Genomic DNA, 20,287 nt, shown 5'->3' with positions numbered 1-20,287 from the left:
TTAAATAACGGAATCTAATTTTCCACTTCCCACATCATAAACATAATATTTCAAGCCAATTACATTATCCGTCCTTTTTAATTCAGTTTTAGCAGCTAATGTTGCATTGATCCCCCATGTTGTTCCACCATGGACATATCCATTAATCAAAGATACAAATTCATAATCCTTAGCTATAAATAAATCATCCTCATCATCAATATTACCTAATGTTGGAGATGCTATATTTATCTCATATCCTGTATTTGTGCCATGATGTGAGTGAACATAACAATTTGGTTCTAGCACACTTGCAGTCCTTATATAGTATTCCCAACTCCTCAACATTGCGTCACCAGTAACAATTATAGTCTTGCCCATGGTTTCTATTTGGATAATAGGTGAAAGTTCATTTATATTATCCCTTGTAACAACAACATCGTATAAGACTCTTCTAGTAAGCGTTGCATAACGAATTGGACTGCGATATATACAACTACCACCAGTAGCACTCAGTGTGATATGTCCATCAGGATGTAATATTTTTATTGCTCCCATCATTCCTTTTCTTACTATTGGTTCTACCACTTTACATCTACTTGCTATTACAGCATTCAGAAATTTAATATATGTACTGGTGCAAAATCTCACATTTGGATTAATCCATACTTCAGTATTGTTATCCACCTCAAAATAATTATTTTTATTATAATGATCATCATGCGGATGAGAAATAAATAATTTATCTATTCTATATTTTTTCTTAGAGAATCCATAGATATCTTTCAGGCATCTCTTCAAATTCTTATGAAAATTAATGCCTAAATTCTTGTTATTCCCGCTTCCTCCACAATCCATCACCCAAACTTCTTGTTTTTCTCCTGCTTTAAAAGTTAAAATTTGACACAATCCCCATCCCACATTTACTAAGTAGAATTTCACTTCCTCTGGTTCAAATTTGGGAGATAATACTGGTTCATATTCTATAGTTGTAGATTTTCCAGTTTTTTCATCCACGGTCTTAATTTTATTATTAAGTTTTAATTCATTATGAATTCCCTGAATAATATTCAGATACTGTTGAACTTTTCTTGCCTCATCTGTATTATCAGTAATATTTATTGTTTGATTATTTCTGTCCAAAAACTCATATTCATGATATTCGCCACTGATCAAAACGGTATTATCCCCAATATTTGGATCCAAAAAGTTGTATTCTGCTCTAGTGCTTAGAATTTCTGCTTCAAATATATTATCCCTATCTTTAGAAACAACTAATTTTACTTCAACAGTGTCTAAATCAGTTACTTTCTCCAAATAAAAATATTTATTTCCATCCTCATCTAGCCCATATTTTTGGGCCCTCTCTTCTCTATATCGAGGATCGTTATATTTTTTTTGCGTTTCAACATCAATGTCACATATTTTATACTCACCAAGTTGAGAGATTCTCTTTCCCCTCAAATAAAAAACTAGTAAACTTTTATAAACTCCATCTTCGCCACCTGCATGATTAAGAACAGCTGCATTTCCACGATTTTCTTCTCCATTTCCCTCAAATGCATATCTCAAATGCATAGGTGCTTCATTTACATTATCTATCCTAAATCCATCCAAATTCCCATAAGATCTGTAATCAGAATCTGGTGAATAAATCAGGTAAATATAGGGTTTGTTTCTTGGAGTACATATTCCATGTTGTTTTTGGCCCCCAAACCTTTCGAAAAACTCATCTAATCCTATTTCCCCTTCAAAAAGCATAATTCTCCTCCAAACAATAAGTATGTTATAAATATCAAAGGCCCCCATCACCTGATAGAGGCCAAAATGGATTACCTATAATATTAACCAACATCCAATTTATTTGTCTTCTTCAAATACTTTGCTGGAATTGGATTATCCATTCTCCAAATCACATTCATAGGTCTGCTGCCTATATGGCTTAAATAATTAGCTGTACCCAAGAATGAATATGGTGCTGTTCCTACGCTGTCCTTTTTAAACTCTCTGACAAATAGTAAAATTTTACTTCCACCAGAAACATGATTGATATATCTCTGTCCAGTTGGTGATGTATCCGATGTGGTGCTCTGGCTCTGCCAATGGAAGAGTTCACTATTAATAGAATAATCTTCGTACATTGTAGTTGGTGAATAGTCTTTGTCAGATTTATTTAGTGTAACAAAGAAAATATCAATATTCTTTTCAGGGAGCCACTTGCAACCTTCACGAACAGTATTAGGCTTCATAAAGTCCATTGCTACTAAGATTTGATCTCTGGTATATGTGCAGTACAAATCAAGAGGACAGTCAAATCCTACATCAACCGATTTATCAATAATATCCAGGTCATCATACTTAATTTCCAGAATATCAATAATCTCTTTGAGCAATAGCTTACATTTAGCTAGCTCAGCCAGATTATTTTTCACCTTGTCATCTTCCCAATTCTCCGCTGTCTCATTCCAAATAGTGACATAAAACATTTGAAGCATTCTCTTTTCAAGCGGTGACATTAAGCCAATATCAACAGTTTCTAAAGAAGGAAGTACTTTCAATAAGAATTTTATCCATCTTCTCGAATCTATAGCAATAATCTTTGAAAATGCTTTTGTTACAACTTCCTCTAATGGCTCATTAAAATTCTCGATGACTCTAGCATCTGCACACAATCTAGTAAATGAGTACTTTGAATAAATGGTACTAAGTTTAAGACGATAATACTTAATGAAATTAGCTAATGTAAGCTCCTGTCCACTATCCTCCGTAAATGATTCGATGCGAGAAATAAGCCCCATTCTATCGCCAAAGGACTTTTTGATATTGTTCAAAATAATGTCCGATGCTTTTTTCTCTAGTTGTATATAGCATCCCTTAGGAAGCGCAACAAATCCCTTCTTCATTTCATACTGAACACTATGCTCTGTATTAGAAAGAAGCGCAGCAAATTTCTCTTCAAAATTATATTTTTTATTCGCTTGTCCAATAAAGTCTAGTACAGTGAGGCACTCTTTTCCTTCAGCCAAACGTAAACCTCTTCCTAGCTGCTGTAAAAAGATAGTCAGGGACTCAGTTGGTCTTAAGAACAATACTGTATCAACTTCAGGAATATCCACACCTTCATTGTACAAATCTACTACAAATATAAATTTAAGCTCGCCATTCACCAACCTGCTCTTTGCTGTATTCCTCTCCTGTTCTGAAGAATCAGCTGTTAATGCAATAGATGGTATACCTTTTTCATTGAATTGCTCTGCCATAAATTTGGCATGTTCTACTGAAACGCAGAAGCCAAGGCCATGTAATGAATCCATATCTGTAACATACTTATGTATTGAGTTTATGATATGATTGGATCTCTTTACAGCCACTTCCCTGTTCAAGGAATACAGATTGCTTAACTCAGTTTTGTCATATCCACCTCTAACCCATCTAACATTTGAAAGATCTGTCTCGTCGGATACTCCAAAATATTGGAATGGGCAAAGAAGCTTTCTCTCTATAGCTTCTGGAAGTCTAATCTCCGCTGCAACGTGTCCATCAAAATAATCTAAAATGCTCTTACCATCCATACGCTCTGGAGTAGCTGTTAATCCCAGTAGTACCTTAGGTTTAAATTTACTGAGTAATCCCTGATATGTAGGAGCAGCTGCATGATGAAATTCATCTACAACAATGTAATCATAATGTTTCTCTTCAAGAATTTCATATAATTTCTGTGAAGCAACTGTCTGAATAGAAACAAACAAATTATCTAAACTTTCTGGTTTATTATTTCCTACAAATAGCTCTCCGAAGTTTGGATTCTTTAGAACTGCTCTAAATGTAGCCAAGCTCTGTTTCAATATTTCTTCTCTATGCGCAACAAACAGAATCCTATTTTTTTGATTAGGATTCTCTTTACAAAATCTTCTGTAATCAAGAGCTGCAATAACTGTTTTTCCCGTTCCAGTTGCAGCCACGATCAAGTTTTTATATCTTCCGTGAATTTCTCTTTCAGCACTGATTCTATCCAATATTTGTTGCTGATATGGATAAGGGTTAACATCTACAATATATTGATACTTATCACCATCAGAACTGTATTTTTCTGCTTTCAGTGCATGCTTAAGCTTGCCATAGCTATTCTCTGTATACTCTTCAAATGTTGTGCTATTCCAATAACTTTCAAAGGTGGCTTCAATCTTCTTTATCGTTGCGCCCATATCTTTGGCAGTAGCTTTTATATTCCACTCAAGGCCACTAGACATTGCCACATTTGACATGTTTGACGAACCAATATATGCCGTAGTAAACGATGTATTTCTGTAAAAGATATATGCTTTAGCATGAAGTCTAGTTCTTTTTGTATCATAAGATATACGCACTTCGGTATTTTGAAGTTTACGAAGTTCATCTACAGCCTTTATATCAGTAGCTCCCATGTATGAAGTTGTAATTATTCTGAGCTTTCCGCCCCTATCTGTAAATTTACGCAGTTCTTCAATTAATAGTCTTAAACCGCTCCACTTTATAAATGAAACCAGCATATCAATTCGGTCTGCAGTTTCCATTTCTTTTTTTAATTCTAAATACATTTGAGGTTCATGAACAGCTCCAGTAAATAAGCTACTTTGAGCCACAGATGTTTCAGGACGTACAACATCCTTAGCCTTGCGTTTTCCAATTTTATACATAGGATCTGATTCAGACAGTAAAGCAAGTAATTGCTCAGCTTTTTCATCTACCTCAAGTTCCTGTAAATCACTTTGCTGTGTTTCTTTAGATAAAAGCTCAACTACCTTATTTACTAGCTCTACTTTTGCGCCCAATTCATCCTGATCAGACACACTATCTAAGCTTTTCTTTATAACTTCCGTAAGGTATCTAGAAAGAATTCCTGATGCTTCTGCAGAATCAATTTTCTCAGTATACTTCAAATCATCTTGTTGAGTAGATAATTCTTTCTGAACTAGATTATTTATTACCTGCTCATAAAGGCCTGGCTTCAACATATCTTTATCCTTCTCATCTTATGGCACTTACTGTTATTTTTTACCGTGTTTACATTATACCGCCCATCTATGTACTGCCTCAAGATCTAGTCATCTTCATCCAACTCATCTTCAAACTCCAACCACCCTAGTAGTCTATCTTCTTCCCTATCTCTTCTTAGCTGGTCCTGTCTGCGGTCGAAGTCACGGCGCTCTTTTGAGCTCATGCCTTTTACCAGATTCTTGTACTCTTTATCTGTGAGTCTTACATCTTTATCTCTTTTACCAAAGAACATAACTGACCTCCTTTTATCATCTAAACCACAATATATATGGCAGGATTTTTGTAAATCCCTTAGACCTTTCTTCCATAACACGGTGGTATAGTTCAGGATCTTTTTTCTTGAGTTTTGCTGTTTCTATTTCTATGGCTACCATAGATACCACCAATCTGACGGCAGTACATATCATCCATAGCAGAAAAAGTATTGTTGCTACAACAATTATCCCAAATGCTATCGTAAAAATGATCATAGGTATTTCCTCTCTTCTTTTTACCTATGATCAATTTACATCATGAAATATCCTATAAAGTTCCCAACTACATATTGTGATGGCAAAGCTCTTTTGACAAGAGGAAGTGCAATATATAGTACCAACAAAAAAGCAGCCTTACATTTCTGCAAAGCTACTTACTTTTACTGCCCTCATCAAAATGAGCTATCAGCGGTCTCCCCAGGTCCACTTAAAATCTTACGCCGCACTTTGGGCAAAACTCAAAGTCCTCAGTTGTCTCATATCCGCACTGTCTGCACTTTTTGTAGCCGCTGACAAATCCTCTTCCGCTGGTTACCCTTGTAAGGTGCTCTTGCTGAATCTCTACTGCTTCGCCCCTTGCAATTGCTTTTCCGATCTCTTTGTCCAGCTCATACACTGCTCCGCAGCAGCTGGTCTGCACATAGTAACGCTTGCTCCATTTGATCGTAGGAATAAAGAAAAGTGATAAAACCGTATATGTCATGAACACGTTGAAACGGCCGTATTTCCCACATATCGCACAGGTCACTAACTGATTAAATGAAAAATCCTTTCTACCAGTTGATATTCCCCAGATTAAAAACATATCTTACACTCCCTCCGGCCACACCGAGCCTACATCCAATTTATTATCCACAAGCCATGCATCTTCCACGGACACATACCTTATCTCGTCATTTTCATCCACTAGTGTCACAGACACTCTAGGCTGCTGCCCGGGCTGAAGTTCTTCACATCCATAGTCGCCATCATATATCTGCTTTATAGTCCACATGATCAAAGCTCCTTTTTGAAATATTATACTATAATGATGGAAAATCAGAAGGTATCATCGGCTCCTTTGTGATAAAATAGCAAGTGCAGTTTATTTAAGGGGGATTGGTCGTGAAAAAGGAAAAGAAAAAAGAGATTGTAAGAATAATTAAGTTTGTATTCTTTTCAATCTCTGCTGGGATAATAGAAATAGCGAGCTTTTCGCTACTTACAGAACTTACACCATTACCTTATTGGCCATGCTATTTGACGGCGTTGGTGTTATCAGTTTTATGGAACTTTACACTTAATCGCAAGTTTACATTCCAAAGTGCTAGCAACGTGCCAATAGCCATGATGAAGGTTGCACTATTCTATGCAGTGTTTACACCTGTTACTACTATTGGTGGAAACTATCTAGTTGAAAATCTTCACTGGAATGAATATCTTGTAACCGGGATCAACATGATCATAAATTTGAGCACTGAATACCTCTATGATAGGTTCATTGTATTTAAAGATTGTATTGATACAGATTAGTAATGTACACAAAAGCTATATGACAGATTACTTCCATCATATAGCTTTTGTACTTAATTTTTTATGTATTTGGTTTCTTCGAAACAGTATTTGGAGTCGCCTTTCTGTTGGCTGCTGCCTGAGCTGCCGCAAGTGCTCTTTTTTTTGCCTGTGCTACAGATGCTGCCTTTTTCTGCGTTTCAGCCGCTGCTAATGCTTCTGCCTTCTTTCTTGCCGCTGCCTGAGCTGCTGCAATCTTAGCTTCTTTCTTTTTGCGTGACACCCTTATGGCAGTCGATATTATTAGTAGAATTGGAACTATCACAGCTATACCTATCATTATATAAATATAATACTGTGGTATTATTCTGAATTCAGCATACATCTGCTGATTAGCACCCATGTTCAGCAGATCCCACGTTAGCGTCTTTCCATCATCTGACACAAATGATGCATTACTACTAGTAGCTTTTTCTGGCAAATGCAAAGTAACTCGTACATATCCATCATTTTCCAAAAAGTCTGTTCTAAACAACGATAGATATTCAGCGTCATCATCATCAAACAATTGCGCCCTAAAAGTATATGTCATCCCATCTTGTGATATGGAAAAATTTTCTATATCTATTCCCCCAAGACTAGGTTCCATACTTTCAGCCGAATGAACCACATCTGCTAATCTTTGATCAGTCATCGTAAAAACATAGCCTAAATATTCGTCTTGATTATATAATTTGTACTCCCATCCCCTCGACTTCATATCTCTCAAGTCTTCTGTTGATAAGAATTCATCTGTGACCATTTCCTGTAAAACTGCGCAGAGAACTGATATATCAACTTTCTGATTTCTCTTAATTGTAATATCAAAATCTAATCGTGCACTTTGTTTTGTCGTACAACCTGCCAAAAAAATAGATGTAAGAATCAATATTACTCCTAAAAACAGCGTTTTCTTTACACTTTTCATTTAATAAGCACCTTCTTCAAATAAGAATCATTAATTTGTTCCCACATATCCCATATATATGGAATGAGTAATTAGATAACTGCCGTCATCAAGTTCTTCTTCTTCACATAGCACTAATCCTATTGGCATGAAAAAGTTATACTTCTTGCTTTCTCCCAAAGTGGCAATGACGTCGTTTAGATATTCATCGTAGAAATCACCACTTTCATATTCCTTTTTCCATTGAGTATAGAGTTCTTTTGATATAACTACTCCAAAATCACATTCATATGAATTTTCATCATATACACTACTCTCATTCAACGCCTTATCTTTACAATACGCGTAGTAATCCTCCATGTTGTCTATTACATCATCTTCACCTAATCCATAGTCAGACATTGTTCTTTTAACTAACCCAGAATACTTACTGCCGTTACATGGTGGTAAATAGATTGAATTGAACATACGCGTATGCATATAGTTGTCATCATCACAAAGATTAAAATATTCATAGCTAATAGGTTCATCATCATCCCAAGTACAATCAACGTTATAATAATCAGCTTCAAGCTTGATAATATTCCAGCCATGCATTCCACCGAATAATATTCCAAATCCGCCCCACCCAACACATGTATAAGTAGGGATTTCTAATTGTTGCATAAGATATTGAAATCCTTTCGAATAGCCCGCACATACTGTCTTATCATATACAATTGCACTATAAGCACTCTGATTTAATTCAGCCCAATCATATGTTAACTTGTTACCTAGAAGATCATGAATATATTTTTCTTTTTCAAAATCAGTTTCTAAATCTTTCGCACCTGCTATCATTTCCTGAGCTTTGGCTTCAAATTTTCTTTGAGCCGCAGGTATATCTGGTATCTCATCATAATAATAGAAGTGAAGTTTGATTATTTTACCGTTATAGTCATATTGCGTATAAATCGTATTATCTACCCAAAATAACTCTGGATGATCATAAATCACGCTAAACATCGCCGTATCCCACTCACTACCCGTTGCATCCTCCACGGGCAAAAACGATTCATTCAAGGCAACTGCATTTGCATATATTTGCTTATACAATCTTTTCCCTTTAGAATTCAAAATATTGTAGTAAGGATAAAACAACGGATCAAATTCCTCATTTTCCCCAGTTTCTCCTACATCTGTATCTTTTACTACTTCTGTAGCCTCTTCTTCATTTTCAACTATTTTTACTTCTGTTTCAGGTATTTGATAATCTGCTCTACTTTCATTTGATTCTTCGTAAGCTTTTCGCAGTTCATCTTCGTCATATTCTTCGTCTCCGGTTAACCCTTCAATAAATCCTTCAGTAAATGCTGTTACAAAATCATCATACGTATCATTATTACGATATTCATCGTCTATTCCATCCCCAGTCCATTTTTCAACATATTCTTCATATGTCTTCTGCTCCGGTCTTGTATATTGTTTTGTTTCTTCCTGTTCTGTTGCTTCCGGGATAGAAAAAGTATAATTAGCGCTATCTTCTGGAACAGATGTCTTCTGCGCATCCTTTTCCGTCACTTTATCAACAAGTTCAGATACCTTTTCATGCACTTGTGGATTGACCATACATAGGAGCATAAAAAGAAATACTAGTGCCAACAAAGCGGCTAAAACATACAATATCTTCTCAATTATCTTCATCGTTGGTCTCCATTTTTAACACGATTTTATCGACGTTATATAGCATATAGAAGAACGTGAATACAAAATAATTATATCATGTCTAGGATTTCAACACGCAGAAAAAAAGTAGCCTTACATTTCTGCAAAGCTACTCACTGTCGTCATCAAAATGAGCCACAACTTCGTCCCTATGGCTCATTTTTTACCTCTTATATCCACACTCAGACTTCTCTGGTCCATCGACTCCAGACTCATAGTGGGCGCGAAATTCCATGTTGATGTCACGAATCTCTTTTTTGCCATCGATGTAGTCTTGGTACATTTCGGCAAGGCCGCTCATGCAGCCGTCACAGGAGCCGCTGATGTTACCGATTGACTCGGCTACGATGCGCTCTCTTTCTTCTCTTGTTGTATCTTTTATAAGTATTGAATCCATTTGTTCTTACCTCACATCTTCATATAAATGATCCACTAACCCCGTCCCCCAGGTCCACTTCGGGCACCATCAAAAAAAGTCTCTGATCGCCTGTTTGAGTTCGTCAAGATGCTCTTCAAAGCAGTGGTCTGCTCCGTGAATTGGCACTACTGTGCAGTCGTGGTACAGGGCATGAGCCTTCTCGGCGTAGGAGTATGGAACAACGCTATCTGCGTCGCCATGAACTATGTAGACAGGGCCGTTATATCTTGCTATCTCATCCTCTACGTGGATGGTCTGAGCTACACGGATATAATCTCCAGAAAGCTCCCAGTCACCGGACTTAACTGACACCGGAATATGAGCAGGGTCAAAGCTTGTGCCAAGGATGGAACCATCTCTTGTGATCTCAGGAATCATCCAGGCTGGAGACAGTGGAAGAATCGCTTTGAAGTCATCTGCACACATACCGCCCACCAGCATTGTAAGGAGTCCCCCCTGGGAGTGACCGCTGAGATACAGATCTGTCACAAAATCTAATGTTCTGGCATAGCTCACAACAGAAAGGGCATTAGTTACCCATTTATACAGAGTGTGATTCTTGAACTCTCCTTCACTCTTGCCATGTCCGTACATTTCGGCTCTCAGCACTGCAACACCTGATTCTAACATGGCATCTTTGACAGCAATGATGTGGTCTTCTTCCATGTGACCTGTGAAGCCATGAATTAGGATGCAGAGTGGTCCTTTAGTGAAGCCTTCTGGTTTGTCTAGCTTGGCGTGAAGGCGGATGCCATCACTTGGAATGAAGAATTCGTTCATTGTAAGTCCTCCTGAGATGTTATTTGAAAAAGACCTTATGCATCAGCGCATAAAGTCTTTTGTATCTAATAATATGGTCACCGGTCCGTCATTGACGGATTCAACCTTCATGTCAGCGCCAAACTCTCCTGTTCCGACTTCGAAACCTCTTTTCCTACATTCAGAAACTACAAGCTCGTAAAGGGGCTCTGATATCTCAGGTCTTGCCGCGTCTGTAAAGCCTGGTCTTCTGGAGCTGCAATCTGCGTAGAGAGTGAACTGGCTGACGATAAGGAGCTTAGCACCTGCATCTTTTGGATTTATGTTCATCTTGCCGTTCTCGTCCTCAAACACTCTAAGACCACAGATCTTATCAGCAATCTTGATTGCCTGTTCTTCCTTGTCATCATTATGAACGCCCAAAAGCACAAGAAAGCCTTTATCTATGGATGAAACTGTCTTTCCATCTATTGTAACTGAAGCTGACAGCACTCTGGTCACTACTGCACGCATATCTATCCCCCTGGCTTTATTTAGAATGTGTATGTTGCAATATATTCCATCTGATCTGGAACGATCAGGTTTGGTTCTCTTGTTGAAAGAATTGGCTTCCTGCCTTCAGAAATGAGCTGAGCCTCGAAATGATACATGGCAATTCCAAGGTCTACCTTCTGAACGTCGTAGTCTTGTGTTGCAAAGCCTTTGTCTTTTTTCTCATAGAAGTGAGCTTTGTTGTCCTCGATAAGGATTCTCCAAGGCTGCTTGTTAACTGCTGATGGAGCGATCCTTACTGCTTCAAGGTCATCCATAAGACCGTGGCCTACAGCATAGGTTCTATCAAGTGGCATTGCAAAGTCTCTTACGAAAAAGAGCTCTTCCATCTTCATTCTGGATTCTGCCTTAACACCTTTTCTCATGAGAGTCTCTTTGATAGACATCTTCTGAGCTGGTCTTCCAAGTGGTGACACGCAAGGCATTATCTCATCTTCTGAGAGTTTGATTGCTGCCTCGAACTTCTCTCTTGGCAATGTGCCGCCAATCCAGGCTGTGCCAAGACCAAGCTCTAATGCTTTCATCTGAAGCATTTCAAAGCTGTAGCCATAAGCTTCTTCGGCATTTTCCTGTTTTTTTACTGAGGCTGTTATGTACATCTTCTCCCCTGCAAGAACAGGGCTTGATAATTTATTTTCGTCAGCATCAAGAAACTCAAATCTTACCTTGATACCGTATGGGTTTGTAATCTCTGAAGCGTAATCTTTTAACTCGTCAATAAGCTCTTGATCTGGCATCTGCCCATCGAAAGTTCTTACGCTTCTTCTTTTCCTTGCTAAATCAATAAATGTTGACATATATCTTTTCTCTTCCTTTTATTACGTTTTCCGAAAAGATTATACCACTATTATGATTTTTTCCAATTAAATTGGTGTTTGAAAAATTTGTGAACTTTTTTGTCAAAAAATTGAATGTCGGTCAGTAGGTATGAGTCTGTCCCTTATCCTCTTTTCATTGAGTCCTTTGCCAATGAAAACGCACTGGGTCCCATCATCTGGCGAATCAGTTATGGCGTACATTTTGTCAGCAAGGTCAAAGCGAAGGAGTTCACTTCCCACCCAGATAGTGCCTTTGGCCCTTGAGATAAGCCCAAACTCGCCGTGGAGACAGTCTTCTAGGAGTTGCACCAGCTGACCGGGATTTTGAAGTCCTGCCTTAGTGACTGTTACCTGGGAAAAGACATCCTTTGGGTCCTTAAGCTTTTCTTTCTTTTCTAAAGACGTCTCATCTACTTCTGTTTCCATGAGACTATCCCACCACTTGCCATCCATCTGAGAGTAGTGGCGATCAGTGATCTTGGCCTTTGGATTTATTTTTAAGATCTCATTCGTTACTTCTTTTAACTGGTCTGGATCTGTATGTTCACATTTAGAAAAAACTACGCGAGATGCGTTTGCAATCTGGTCCCTATAAAGTTCAGGGTATTCCTTCATGTTGCTCCTAAAGGTCTCAGGACAAAGAACTACGATGGGCTCTAGGAGAAAAACTGCCCTTCCAAGTATAGGCTTTAGGTTCTCTATGATACTGCTGAGCCTTCCTACGCCTGTTGGCTCTATTATGAGGTACTCAGGACTTAGGGATGAAAAGATTGCCAGAACGGAATTTACAAAGCTGTCTTTCATGGTACAGCACACGCAGCCTTCCATGAATTCCAAGATCTTTATTTCATTGTCACTCCCTGCGGATGCATTCTGGAGCTCCCGAGCATCAAGATTGTTGGCTCCGTACTCATTTTCCATTATGACGGGACGCTTATTGGTTCTTGTAATGAGTTCTTTGATGAATGTGGTCTTACCTGCCCCCAGGAAGCCTGATACGAGTAATATCTGCATAGTAGTCGGTCCTATCAATTAGATAGGGCGGCCCTTGGACCGCCCTTAAGTTTTGTTATCATGGCTGATTGTCTAAGATGACAACTGGCTTGATGAGGTCTGCTGGCTTATCTTTCATGAGCTGCAGAGCTTCTGGGATATGCTCCCATCCGTGGAATACGTGAGTTGAAAGCTTGCTGACATCGAGCTTACCTGATGAAACAAGCGCGCCCAGTTTCTCCATACGGAGTCTTCCACCTGGCATGAGGCCGCCCTGAAGCTGCTTGTGTCCCATTCCTACACCCCACTCTACGCGAGGGATAGTGATATAGTCACCGCTTCCAAGGTAGTTGACGTTACCGATCTTGCCGCCTGGCTTAAGGGATTTTACAGCTGACTCAAAGGTCTGAACTCCGCCGCCAGCAACAACTACTCTGTCAACGCCCTTACCGTCTGTCATAGCAAGAACCTGATCTTCGATAGTTCCATTTTTGTAGCTGATAAACTCATCTGCTCCATAGAACTTAGCTGCTTCTACGCAAGTAGGACGTGTTCCTACTGCAAGGATACGTGAAGCACCACGCAAACGTGCGCCTGCAACGCTCATGAGACCAACAGGTCCGATACCGATCACAAGAACTGTATCTCCAAACTGAATGTCAGCCAGCTCTACGCCGTGGAAGCCTGTAGGAACCATATCTGAAAGCATACACGCATCCTCAAGGCTCATATCTTCTGGCATGTGTGCAAGGTTACCGTCTGCATCATTTACATGGAAAAATTCTGAATCGAGACCATCTTTGAAGTTTGAGAACTTCCAGCCCGCAAGCATTCCGCCTGAGTGCATTGAATATCCTGCCTGAGCTTCAAGTGAATTCCAATCTGGGGTGATAGCTGGTACCAGTACCTTATCGCCTGGCTTAAAGTCTTTTACCATACTACCAACTTCTACGACCTCAGCACATCCTTCATGGCCAAGGATCATGTTGTGACGGTCGCCTACTGCGCCTTCCCAAACGGTGTGTACATCAGATGTACAGATTGCGATTGCGAGAGGACGGCAGATAGCGTCCATTGGGCCGCAAGTTGGGCGTTCTTTCTCAATCCATCCAACTTCGCCGATCTTGAGCATTGCAAAACCCTTCATATACCTTCTCCTTCCGTATTTAATTTGATGCATTCCCCAATACACGTAATGTTATGTATATTATATCGTGAACAGAACTGTCGGCACAAGGTTTTTTAGGTTTGTAGTCATCTTTCCGTATTGGAAAGTTTTTTCTCTCGCAACTGGATAAATGGTATGTTAAAATGCAAGTAAAGAGCTTGTACACTTAGTCATAGAATATAAATGAAATGAGGAGAAACTATGGCTAAGGAACTAAAGTACAAGGATATTATCAAGAACAGAGAATATAGAAAGCTTCTTTTTACTAACCTGATCAACAGATTTGGTGATTCAGTGGATGCAATTGCCTTCACCTGGCTGGTGTATCAGATCACTCACAGCGCCTCATGGTCTGCGCTGATATTTGGACTTAACGTACTTCCAAACATTATCGTGCAGCCTTTTTCCGGAGCACTTGTTGAAAAGATGGACAAAAAGAAGGTCATCGTTGGCACACATATTTTGAGAGGTCTCGTGATCTCTGGCTTTGTGGCTATGTACCTTATGGGCGTGGTAAACCCTATCATGATGGCTGTGTTCACACTTGCTATCACAACTATCGAGTCATTTAACCTGCCTGCATCTACAGCTTTTATCCCTACAGTTATAAGAAAGGAGCACTTAACTCATGCAATGAGCCTTAACTCAACTCTTTCTAACACTGTAGCTCTTATCGGTACTGGTCTTGCAGGTATCATCATTGCAAAGTTTGGAGTATATACTGCAATGCTCATTGATGCGGCTACCTTCTTCATGGCTGCTATTGGAACCTGGTCGCTTAAGACTACTACTCCGGAAGTACCTACTACTGAGGCTTCAGAAACTGTGCAAGCTGTACCTGCTGCCAAGGAATCATATCTTTCTCTTTTGAAGGGTGGATTTGATTACGTTAAAAAGAGCCGTGTAATCCTGAACTACTGCCTTATTGCTATAGTTCTTAATTTCCTCTTGGTGCCACTTAATTCACTTCAGGCTCCTATCGTAGAGGATGTGTTCAAGATGGGCTCAGAGCTTTTGAGCGTAATGGGTATGGCTGCTGCGATCGGCGCTATCATTGGTTCAGCTCTTGTTCCTATGTTTGCTGAGAAAATGTCAGCCAAGCAGATTCTGGTAATCTGCGGAATTGCTCTTGGAGCGGGAATGTACCTTATTACACTTGGCAAATATACAAATGGCGCGGCTATTCCAGGATATCTTTTGACAGCGCTTAGTTTCATGATCATGATGTGCTCAGCGTCCATAATCGGCGGAACTCTTAGCATTCAGTTTGTTAAAAGCGTAGATCAGAGCTTCCTTGCCAGAGCTGCTGCGGTATTCAATGCTTCATCTTCTGCTGCAACTCCACTTGGCTCACTTCTCATCTCTTTTGCCGCATTAAAACTTAGCGCAGCTACTCTTATTGGCGGAAGCGCTGTACTTGCGATACTACTCTTTGTTCTCGTAGCATTTAGTCATATGAATTTCGAATTGAAGGAAGAATTGCCAGATGCAACTTAAGCTAGCGGAAAACATCAAGAGATATAGAAAGGAAATGGGCCTTACCCAGGACGGACTTGCAGAAGCCCTGGGTGTTACCATTGGCGCGGTCTCCAAGTGGGAAAACGGCAACAATGTGCCGGATATCACGACACTCATGGAGCTTGCAAATCTTTATAACATCTCTATGGATGAGCTCCTTAGCTATGACAAATCTTCCAAGAATATAGACAAGATGGTAGAGACTATCGAAAATCTCTGCGACGAACACAAATTTGATGAGGCAGTTCTAGAGGCTAATAGTGCTCTTACTCGCTATCCTCATACCTTCAAGGTTCTTTTGGCCTGCGCCAAGCTGTACTACTACAAGTCTTACGCAGACATGAACTCCAAGGACTGTGACACGGCTATTGACCTTATGAATCGCTGTCTTGAGTACTTTTCACAGAACACTGATCCCGCGGTCAAGGAGTTCACTATACGCCTTTACATTGCTGAGCTTTATATGAAAAAAGATCCTGACAAAGCCCTTGCTGAGCTTAAGAATATCAACTACAACGGCTGCAATGACGCTATTATTGGTCAGCTCCTTTTAGATATGAACAATAGAGAGGAATGTCTTGAGTTCAGTTCTATGGCACTACTCCGCAACTTTGGGGCTCAGTACCAGCTTATGACGAATATGTCTCTTGCCGTTGCTTCTTCAGGTAAAGCCAAGGATTTCAAGATGGCCATTGACCTTTTGGATGCGTCGATCGTCATGCTTGATGCCTATGCTGTTCCTGATTCTATTGGATATACTCATAAATTAAAGACCATATCACTCATCATAAAGGCCTGGTGGTTTGCATGTCTCAAGGACTACGACGCCATGGAAGAGTGTGTTCGTGCTTCTTACGATCTTGCTGTTTTATACGACAAGACTCCACACAAGTCTTCCGAGCTTTCCACCAGCATCCGCTTTTATCTATGCAAACATAAATCTTCCGTTTACGATTCCCTGGGGGCTACTGCTGTTTCGGGGATTGAAGCTCTTTTCGCACAGAAGATCGATGGCTCCAATAAGATAAACCACAAGCATCTGGGGAAGGTTGTGGAGTGCTGGAATGAGATGAAGAAAAAATGAGCCCTAGGGACGGAGGTTAGAGCTCAAAAATAAACAAATACACTTTCTCTAGAAAAAAAAATTAAGATATGCTATGCTTACCTTGTCTAGGTGAGGTTGCATAGCATACCTTACATTAACGCATTGATTGTTGCTTTTTAGCACAGTTAGTGCGTTTTTTAATAATCAACCCATTCTATTTCTTTTTCAACTTCCCAAAAAGTCTTACCATCAAAAAGAGGTTCTTTTAGAAATGCTTCCAAGCTCTCCTGTCTATTCAGCCCTTCCACTTTCCAGAGCATTTCACCTTGTGGTTCCCAAAGCTGCAATTCAAATCTGTACCTTCCATCATCCAAATTGTATCCCTGAGAGAAGTATTTTTTTCCATTATAAATATAAATTACCTCTTCTCCATCCCATAGTTTACTAACAAAGTCATCTGTATTCCCATTAATCATATGTTCACACCTCTAAAAAATTTCTTGTACTTTTTATATAGCTTCGAGTTCTTATGCAATATGTGTGTTGTTCTAGAAAATTCTGTAGATTGCCCAGAACTAAACTCTTTTCCATATGTATGATAATGTAGTACTCTCTGCTGACCTTTACCTATTGATTGTTCTGAATGATAAGCAATCTCAACTCTCAGCCTATGTTTCTCGTCATATATTCTCATTGTATTGAATGTACCATCCGGATTCATTTTCAAATACGCAATACTCGAATGTGATGACTCAGGAAGTCCATGTTTGCCTGTTCCATCTTTTCCTTTCAATACTTTTATTCCATTATATTTTCCTTCTGAAAAAAAGGATGTGTCAACTTCATAAACGTAAGGTACCGGATTCCCAGCTGCAAATGTGCCTCGACCTCCCATTATCTCACCACCTTTCTTGAAGAACGATAGTCAACTTCAACTATGTTACCTTTCATCTCCTCAAAAGGTTTTCCTAAGCAAATGATGGCTTCAGGCTCAATCTTATCAAGCATAACTGAATAGCCTCTTAAAAAGTCTCTTTTGTTACGCTTACACCCTATCATTCCAACAGCAACTATGCTGTGCCTCTCAATTCCATCAAAGCAAAACTCAAATGTTCTAGCTAATCCCCAACTTATTGTCGGAATAACTAAAGCACCTAACTGTTGCCATTTTGCCGCAACCCATCTGCTTTTTCCTACGGATTCTATTTGTCTCCATGGATTCATTTCTGCATATAATGAGTAATCGGGAGTTAACAAAAAACGATATTTCTCAAATCTTTTAAAGGATCTTTCAGGATGATCATAGATTTTATCAAACCTAAAATCATCAACAAAGAAGTGTACCCCCTTATGAAGATTCTTGGTATCATGCGAACTAACATCAGAACAAGCTATTAGCTCAATATGAGCTAAATCAATATCCTGCTTTCGCACAAGCGGGAATCCCCACTTTCCTTCAACTTCAAATTCATTTCTCATAAAAAGCGGGTTTTCCCGCATTTCTTTGCTAGTCATACCTAGCTTCTTTCTCCGCTTCAGCGGTACAATTCAGAAAGGATACTATGTAAGTCATTGTCTAGGTGAGGTTACATAGCACGCCCTTCTCTACTTTTTAATATGTTTGAAAGAGAAACTTCTTCACCTCCTTCTTGGATCCAACCAGCTATCTCTTTCTCGCTGCTTGTCAAATTCTTCATCATAATAAAAACTGTTAAATATCTCTATACGTCTCTTTGGAGCAACTTTATCCAAAAAATCTCCATATCGACTTATGATAATATCATCAAAAAGCTTTTCTGTACGATCTCTCCACTCATAGTTTGTTTTTGCTAAAGTGGCTTTTCTCATTGAAGCAGCTGCATCCGAAACTTCAAAAGCTCTTCTTATAAAATCTGGGGTAATAGTATAGCCTCTATTTCCACACTCTCTTATTAATTGTTCTGGCATTAAGAGCTGCGCAGCAAAACAATTCGCTTCTATTTCTTGAATTGCATACAACGGATTGTCTTTAGCTAAATCAGTTTCATGACCAAGCATGAAATGGCCAAATTCATGCCCTAAATCAAATCTTATTCTATATTTAGGCTCTTTTTCATTATAAAAGATGATACTCGCCCCTAAGTATTGCTCCAAATGAGCGGACTCACTTCCAAAATTCTTTATAGGAATATGATATTTTTCTTCTGCTTTCGAAAAGGAGCATGTTTGTATATCTGATTGTTCCTTAACTAATTTCTTGATGCTGTATGGAAAAGTATCAATACTCTTATTAGATACTAATATCTCATTCGCTAACGTATATACTTTCTTAAAGTCTGGCTTCCTACATGTCATCTTCATCCTCCTCATCATCTTCAAAGATGTCCATGAATACTGCTTTTAGCATTCCTTCAGCTCTTTCTAAATCTTTTTCATTAAGTTTTCCTAGATTTCTCTGTAACGTATGCAATTTATCGCTTGATGGGTCAGATTTTTTCTCGCAATCATTTCCAACAAGATAATCAGTTGAAACGCCGAAATAATTCGCTAAATCTATCAATGTCTGGCTTCGAGGAATAGCACCACCATTTTCCCACATGTTTACCCTACTCTTTGTAACATTCAGCTCCTGTGCAAGCTTTTCCATTGTTATCCCTCGGTCCTGTCTCAACTGCTTAATTCTCGTTGCAAAAAATTGATTTCCCATATCATTCCCTCTTTTTGTACTTTAAAATTGTTTGTACAATTTTATTGTATTTACTATTTTTTGTTATGTCAATACAGTAGTCAATATTTGGTATATAATTTTTTCGGAGTACTCAATATCTAGCATCATATAAGATGAATTCACAGAAAAAATTTTAAACAAAAAACCAGCTACTTCCCAATGAGTAACTGGCCTTTCGAATCTATATTTTTTACTGTGCGTTCTTGAGCTCTTTGTACTGAGCACCTGTGAGAACCTGTGAATCACCACAGCATGGGCAAAGCAAAAGACGCTTTGATGTCCATCCAAGTACTGGGATGTAGAACAGTGTAAAGTAAGTCTTCTGTCTAGCAAGACTACGCTGTACCTGGTGATGGCAGTTTGGACAAACCTCTGTGCCATAGTTTCTATCTATTTTCATTTTCTTTTTGGTTCCGTATACGATTATCATCTGACCTTCCTCCTATTAACCTACAAGATTTGCTGCATTAGCCTGTGCGCGCTGCATAAGTGTTCCGAGCGCTGTTATGAAATCAGGCACGTTCTGGTTCTTAGAACATTTTGAGAAGTAGAACAATTCGTTGTTCTTGGTCTCAACTGCGATTGCCATGTAATTGTAATCGTATGATCCGTAGAAGCAGTTAGATCTGTAAACGTTAACGATATCCTGAATAGGAAGGATCACGATGGATCTCTTGAAATCTCCATAGTAGCAAACATAATTTGCTGTGATCATGATCTGGGCTTTGGAAAGGTTCATTGCACCTGCTGCCTGTGCCTCTGTGCACATAGCGTTGAGATACTCCTGTCCGCGTCCGCCCTGTAATGCTTTCATTACATTTTCAACATTTTTTTCCTTTGTAAAGTCGAATACTTTTTCAAACTTTGCCATTCTCTCTCCTCCTTAGTGAATACCCAC

At 39.0% G+C, this 20,287-nt stretch carries 24 protein-coding genes; 3 read left to right on the top strand and 21 right to left on the bottom strand.

The window, feature by feature from the left end:
* The 6 genes from bhn_RS02070 to bhn_RS02045 all read right to left on the bottom strand — a co-directional run bounded on the left by bhn_RS02070 (window position 1) and on the right by bhn_RS02045 (window position 6,264).
* A complete protein-coding gene (locus bhn_RS02070; protein WP_071175134.1) occupies window positions 1-1,740 on the bottom strand; it encodes a ComEC/Rec2 family competence protein in 1,740 nt (579 codons plus the stop codon).
* A gap of 83 nt (window positions 1,741-1,823) precedes the next feature.
* Window positions 1,824-4,973, bottom strand: coding sequence for a DUF3427 domain-containing protein (locus bhn_RS02065; RefSeq protein WP_071175133.1), 3,150 nt, complete (start codon window positions 4,971-4,973; stop codon window positions 1,824-1,826).
* An 86-nt stretch (window positions 4,974-5,059) separates the two neighbouring features.
* Window positions 5,060-5,248, bottom strand: a complete 189-nt coding sequence (locus bhn_RS02060) for a hypothetical protein (RefSeq protein WP_071175132.1) — start codon at window positions 5,246-5,248, stop codon at window positions 5,060-5,062.
* 16 nt (window positions 5,249-5,264) lie between these two features.
* On the bottom strand, window positions 5,265-5,486 hold the full coding sequence (locus bhn_RS02055; protein WP_071175131.1) for a hypothetical protein: 222 nt from the start codon (window positions 5,484-5,486) through the stop codon (window positions 5,265-5,267).
* A 211-nt stretch (window positions 5,487-5,697) separates the two neighbouring features.
* Window positions 5,698-6,075 carry a zinc ribbon domain-containing protein gene (locus tag bhn_RS02050; protein ID WP_071175130.1) on the bottom strand — a complete coding sequence of 126 codons (378 nt, stop codon included), beginning with the start codon at window positions 6,073-6,075 and terminating at the stop codon, window positions 5,698-5,700.
* A gap of 3 nt (window positions 6,076-6,078) precedes the next feature.
* Entirely contained in the window at window positions 6,079-6,264 is a 186-nt protein-coding gene (locus tag bhn_RS02045; RefSeq protein ID WP_071175129.1) for a hypothetical protein, read from the bottom strand.
* Window positions 6,265-6,374: 110 nt separating this feature from the next.
* Between bhn_RS02045 and bhn_RS02040 the strand changes: the two genes are divergently transcribed.
* Window positions 6,375-6,782 (top strand): GtrA family protein, encoded by a 408-nt coding sequence (locus bhn_RS02040; protein WP_236845981.1) that lies wholly within the window; start codon window positions 6,375-6,377, stop codon window positions 6,780-6,782.
* Window positions 6,783-6,843: 61 nt separating this feature from the next.
* Here the strand turns inward: bhn_RS02040 and bhn_RS02035 are convergent, their stop codons facing one another.
* From bhn_RS02035 to bhn_RS02000, 8 genes are all read right to left on the bottom strand, one after another.
* Window positions 6,844-7,728, bottom strand: coding sequence for an LppM family (lipo)protein (locus bhn_RS02035; RefSeq protein ID WP_071175128.1), 885 nt, complete (start codon window positions 7,726-7,728; stop codon window positions 6,844-6,846).
* A gap of 30 nt (window positions 7,729-7,758) precedes the next feature.
* Window positions 7,759-9,390, bottom strand: coding sequence for a transglutaminase domain-containing protein (locus bhn_RS02030; RefSeq protein WP_071175127.1), 1,632 nt, complete (start codon window positions 9,388-9,390; stop codon window positions 7,759-7,761).
* 184 nt (window positions 9,391-9,574) lie between these two features.
* Window positions 9,575-9,808 (bottom strand): purine biosynthesis protein PurH, encoded by a 234-nt coding sequence (locus bhn_RS02025; protein ID WP_071175126.1) that lies wholly within the window; start codon window positions 9,806-9,808, stop codon window positions 9,575-9,577.
* A 69-nt stretch (window positions 9,809-9,877) separates the two neighbouring features.
* Window positions 9,878-10,609, bottom strand: coding sequence for an alpha/beta hydrolase (locus bhn_RS02020; RefSeq protein ID WP_071175125.1), 732 nt, complete (start codon window positions 10,607-10,609; stop codon window positions 9,878-9,880).
* Window positions 10,610-10,651: 42 nt separating this feature from the next.
* Window positions 10,652-11,101 carry a D-aminoacyl-tRNA deacylase gene (dtd, locus tag bhn_RS02015; RefSeq protein WP_071175124.1) on the bottom strand — a complete coding sequence of 150 codons (450 nt, stop codon included), beginning with the start codon at window positions 11,099-11,101 and terminating at the stop codon, window positions 10,652-10,654.
* 20 nt (window positions 11,102-11,121) lie between these two features.
* The gene (locus bhn_RS02010) at window positions 11,122-11,937 is read right to left on the bottom strand and encodes a nitroreductase family protein (RefSeq protein ID WP_071175123.1); all 816 of its coding nucleotides are present in this window, start codon (window positions 11,935-11,937) and stop codon (window positions 11,122-11,124) included.
* A 102-nt stretch (window positions 11,938-12,039) separates the two neighbouring features.
* On the bottom strand, window positions 12,040-12,972 hold the full coding sequence (locus tag bhn_RS02005) for a CobW family GTP-binding protein (protein ID WP_071175122.1): 933 nt from the start codon (window positions 12,970-12,972) through the stop codon (window positions 12,040-12,042).
* 58 nt (window positions 12,973-13,030) lie between these two features.
* The gene (locus tag bhn_RS02000; protein ID WP_071175121.1) at window positions 13,031-14,098 is read right to left on the bottom strand and encodes an NAD(P)-dependent alcohol dehydrogenase; all 1,068 of its coding nucleotides are present in this window, start codon (window positions 14,096-14,098) and stop codon (window positions 13,031-13,033) included.
* A 222-nt stretch (window positions 14,099-14,320) separates the two neighbouring features.
* Between bhn_RS02000 and bhn_RS01995 the strand changes: the two genes are divergently transcribed.
* Both bhn_RS01995 and bhn_RS01990 read left to right on the top strand, forming a co-directional pair.
* Entirely contained in the window at window positions 14,321-15,616 is a 1,296-nt protein-coding gene (locus tag bhn_RS01995) for an MFS transporter (protein ID WP_071175120.1), read from the top strand.
* Window positions 15,606-16,721 carry a helix-turn-helix domain-containing protein gene (locus tag bhn_RS01990; protein WP_071175119.1) on the top strand — a complete coding sequence of 372 codons (1,116 nt, stop codon included), beginning with the start codon at window positions 15,606-15,608 and terminating at the stop codon, window positions 16,719-16,721. The genes bhn_RS01995 and bhn_RS01990 overlap by 11 nt, the downstream gene beginning before the upstream one ends.
* Window positions 16,722-16,879: 158 nt before the next feature.
* Here bhn_RS01990 and bhn_RS01985 read toward each other — a convergent pair whose 3' ends face one another.
* From bhn_RS01985 to bhn_RS01955, 7 genes are all read right to left on the bottom strand, one after another.
* Complete coding sequence (locus bhn_RS01985) at window positions 16,880-17,158, bottom strand: hypothetical protein (protein WP_071175118.1); 279 nt, start codon at window positions 17,156-17,158, stop codon at window positions 16,880-16,882.
* Window positions 17,155-17,577: a hypothetical protein gene (locus tag bhn_RS01980; RefSeq protein ID WP_071175117.1), complete on the bottom strand. Its 423-nt coding sequence runs from the start codon at window positions 17,575-17,577 to the stop codon at window positions 17,155-17,157. The genes bhn_RS01985 and bhn_RS01980 overlap by 4 nt, the downstream gene beginning before the upstream one ends.
* Window positions 17,577-18,197, bottom strand: a complete 621-nt coding sequence (locus tag bhn_RS01975; RefSeq protein ID WP_071175116.1) for a DUF4417 domain-containing protein — start codon at window positions 18,195-18,197, stop codon at window positions 17,577-17,579. Before bhn_RS01975 ends, bhn_RS01980 begins: the two co-directional genes overlap by 1 nt.
* 123 nt (window positions 18,198-18,320) lie before the next feature.
* On the bottom strand, window positions 18,321-19,016 hold the full coding sequence (locus bhn_RS01970; RefSeq protein WP_071175115.1) for an ImmA/IrrE family metallo-endopeptidase: 696 nt from the start codon (window positions 19,014-19,016) through the stop codon (window positions 18,321-18,323).
* Entirely contained in the window at window positions 19,006-19,368 is a 363-nt protein-coding gene (locus tag bhn_RS01965) for a helix-turn-helix domain-containing protein (protein ID WP_071175114.1), read from the bottom strand. The genes bhn_RS01970 and bhn_RS01965 overlap by 11 nt, the downstream gene beginning before the upstream one ends.
* A 211-nt stretch (window positions 19,369-19,579) precedes the next feature.
* Window positions 19,580-19,819, bottom strand: a complete 240-nt coding sequence (locus tag bhn_RS01960) for a zinc-ribbon domain-containing protein (RefSeq protein ID WP_071175113.1) — start codon at window positions 19,817-19,819, stop codon at window positions 19,580-19,582.
* Window positions 19,820-19,834: 15 nt separating this feature from the next.
* Window positions 19,835-20,260 carry a hypothetical protein gene (locus tag bhn_RS01955; protein ID WP_071175112.1) on the bottom strand — a complete coding sequence of 142 codons (426 nt, stop codon included), beginning with the start codon at window positions 20,258-20,260 and terminating at the stop codon, window positions 19,835-19,837.
* Window positions 20,261-20,287: the final 27 nt, after the last annotated feature.

Origin of the sequence: Butyrivibrio hungatei (assembly GCF_001858005.1) — a bacterium.
Taxonomy (GTDB): Bacteria; Bacillota; Clostridia; order Lachnospirales; family Lachnospiraceae; genus Butyrivibrio; species Butyrivibrio hungatei.
The sequence above is the reverse complement of the archived record's forward strand: the minus strand, read 5'-3'. Positions and strand labels throughout refer to the sequence as shown.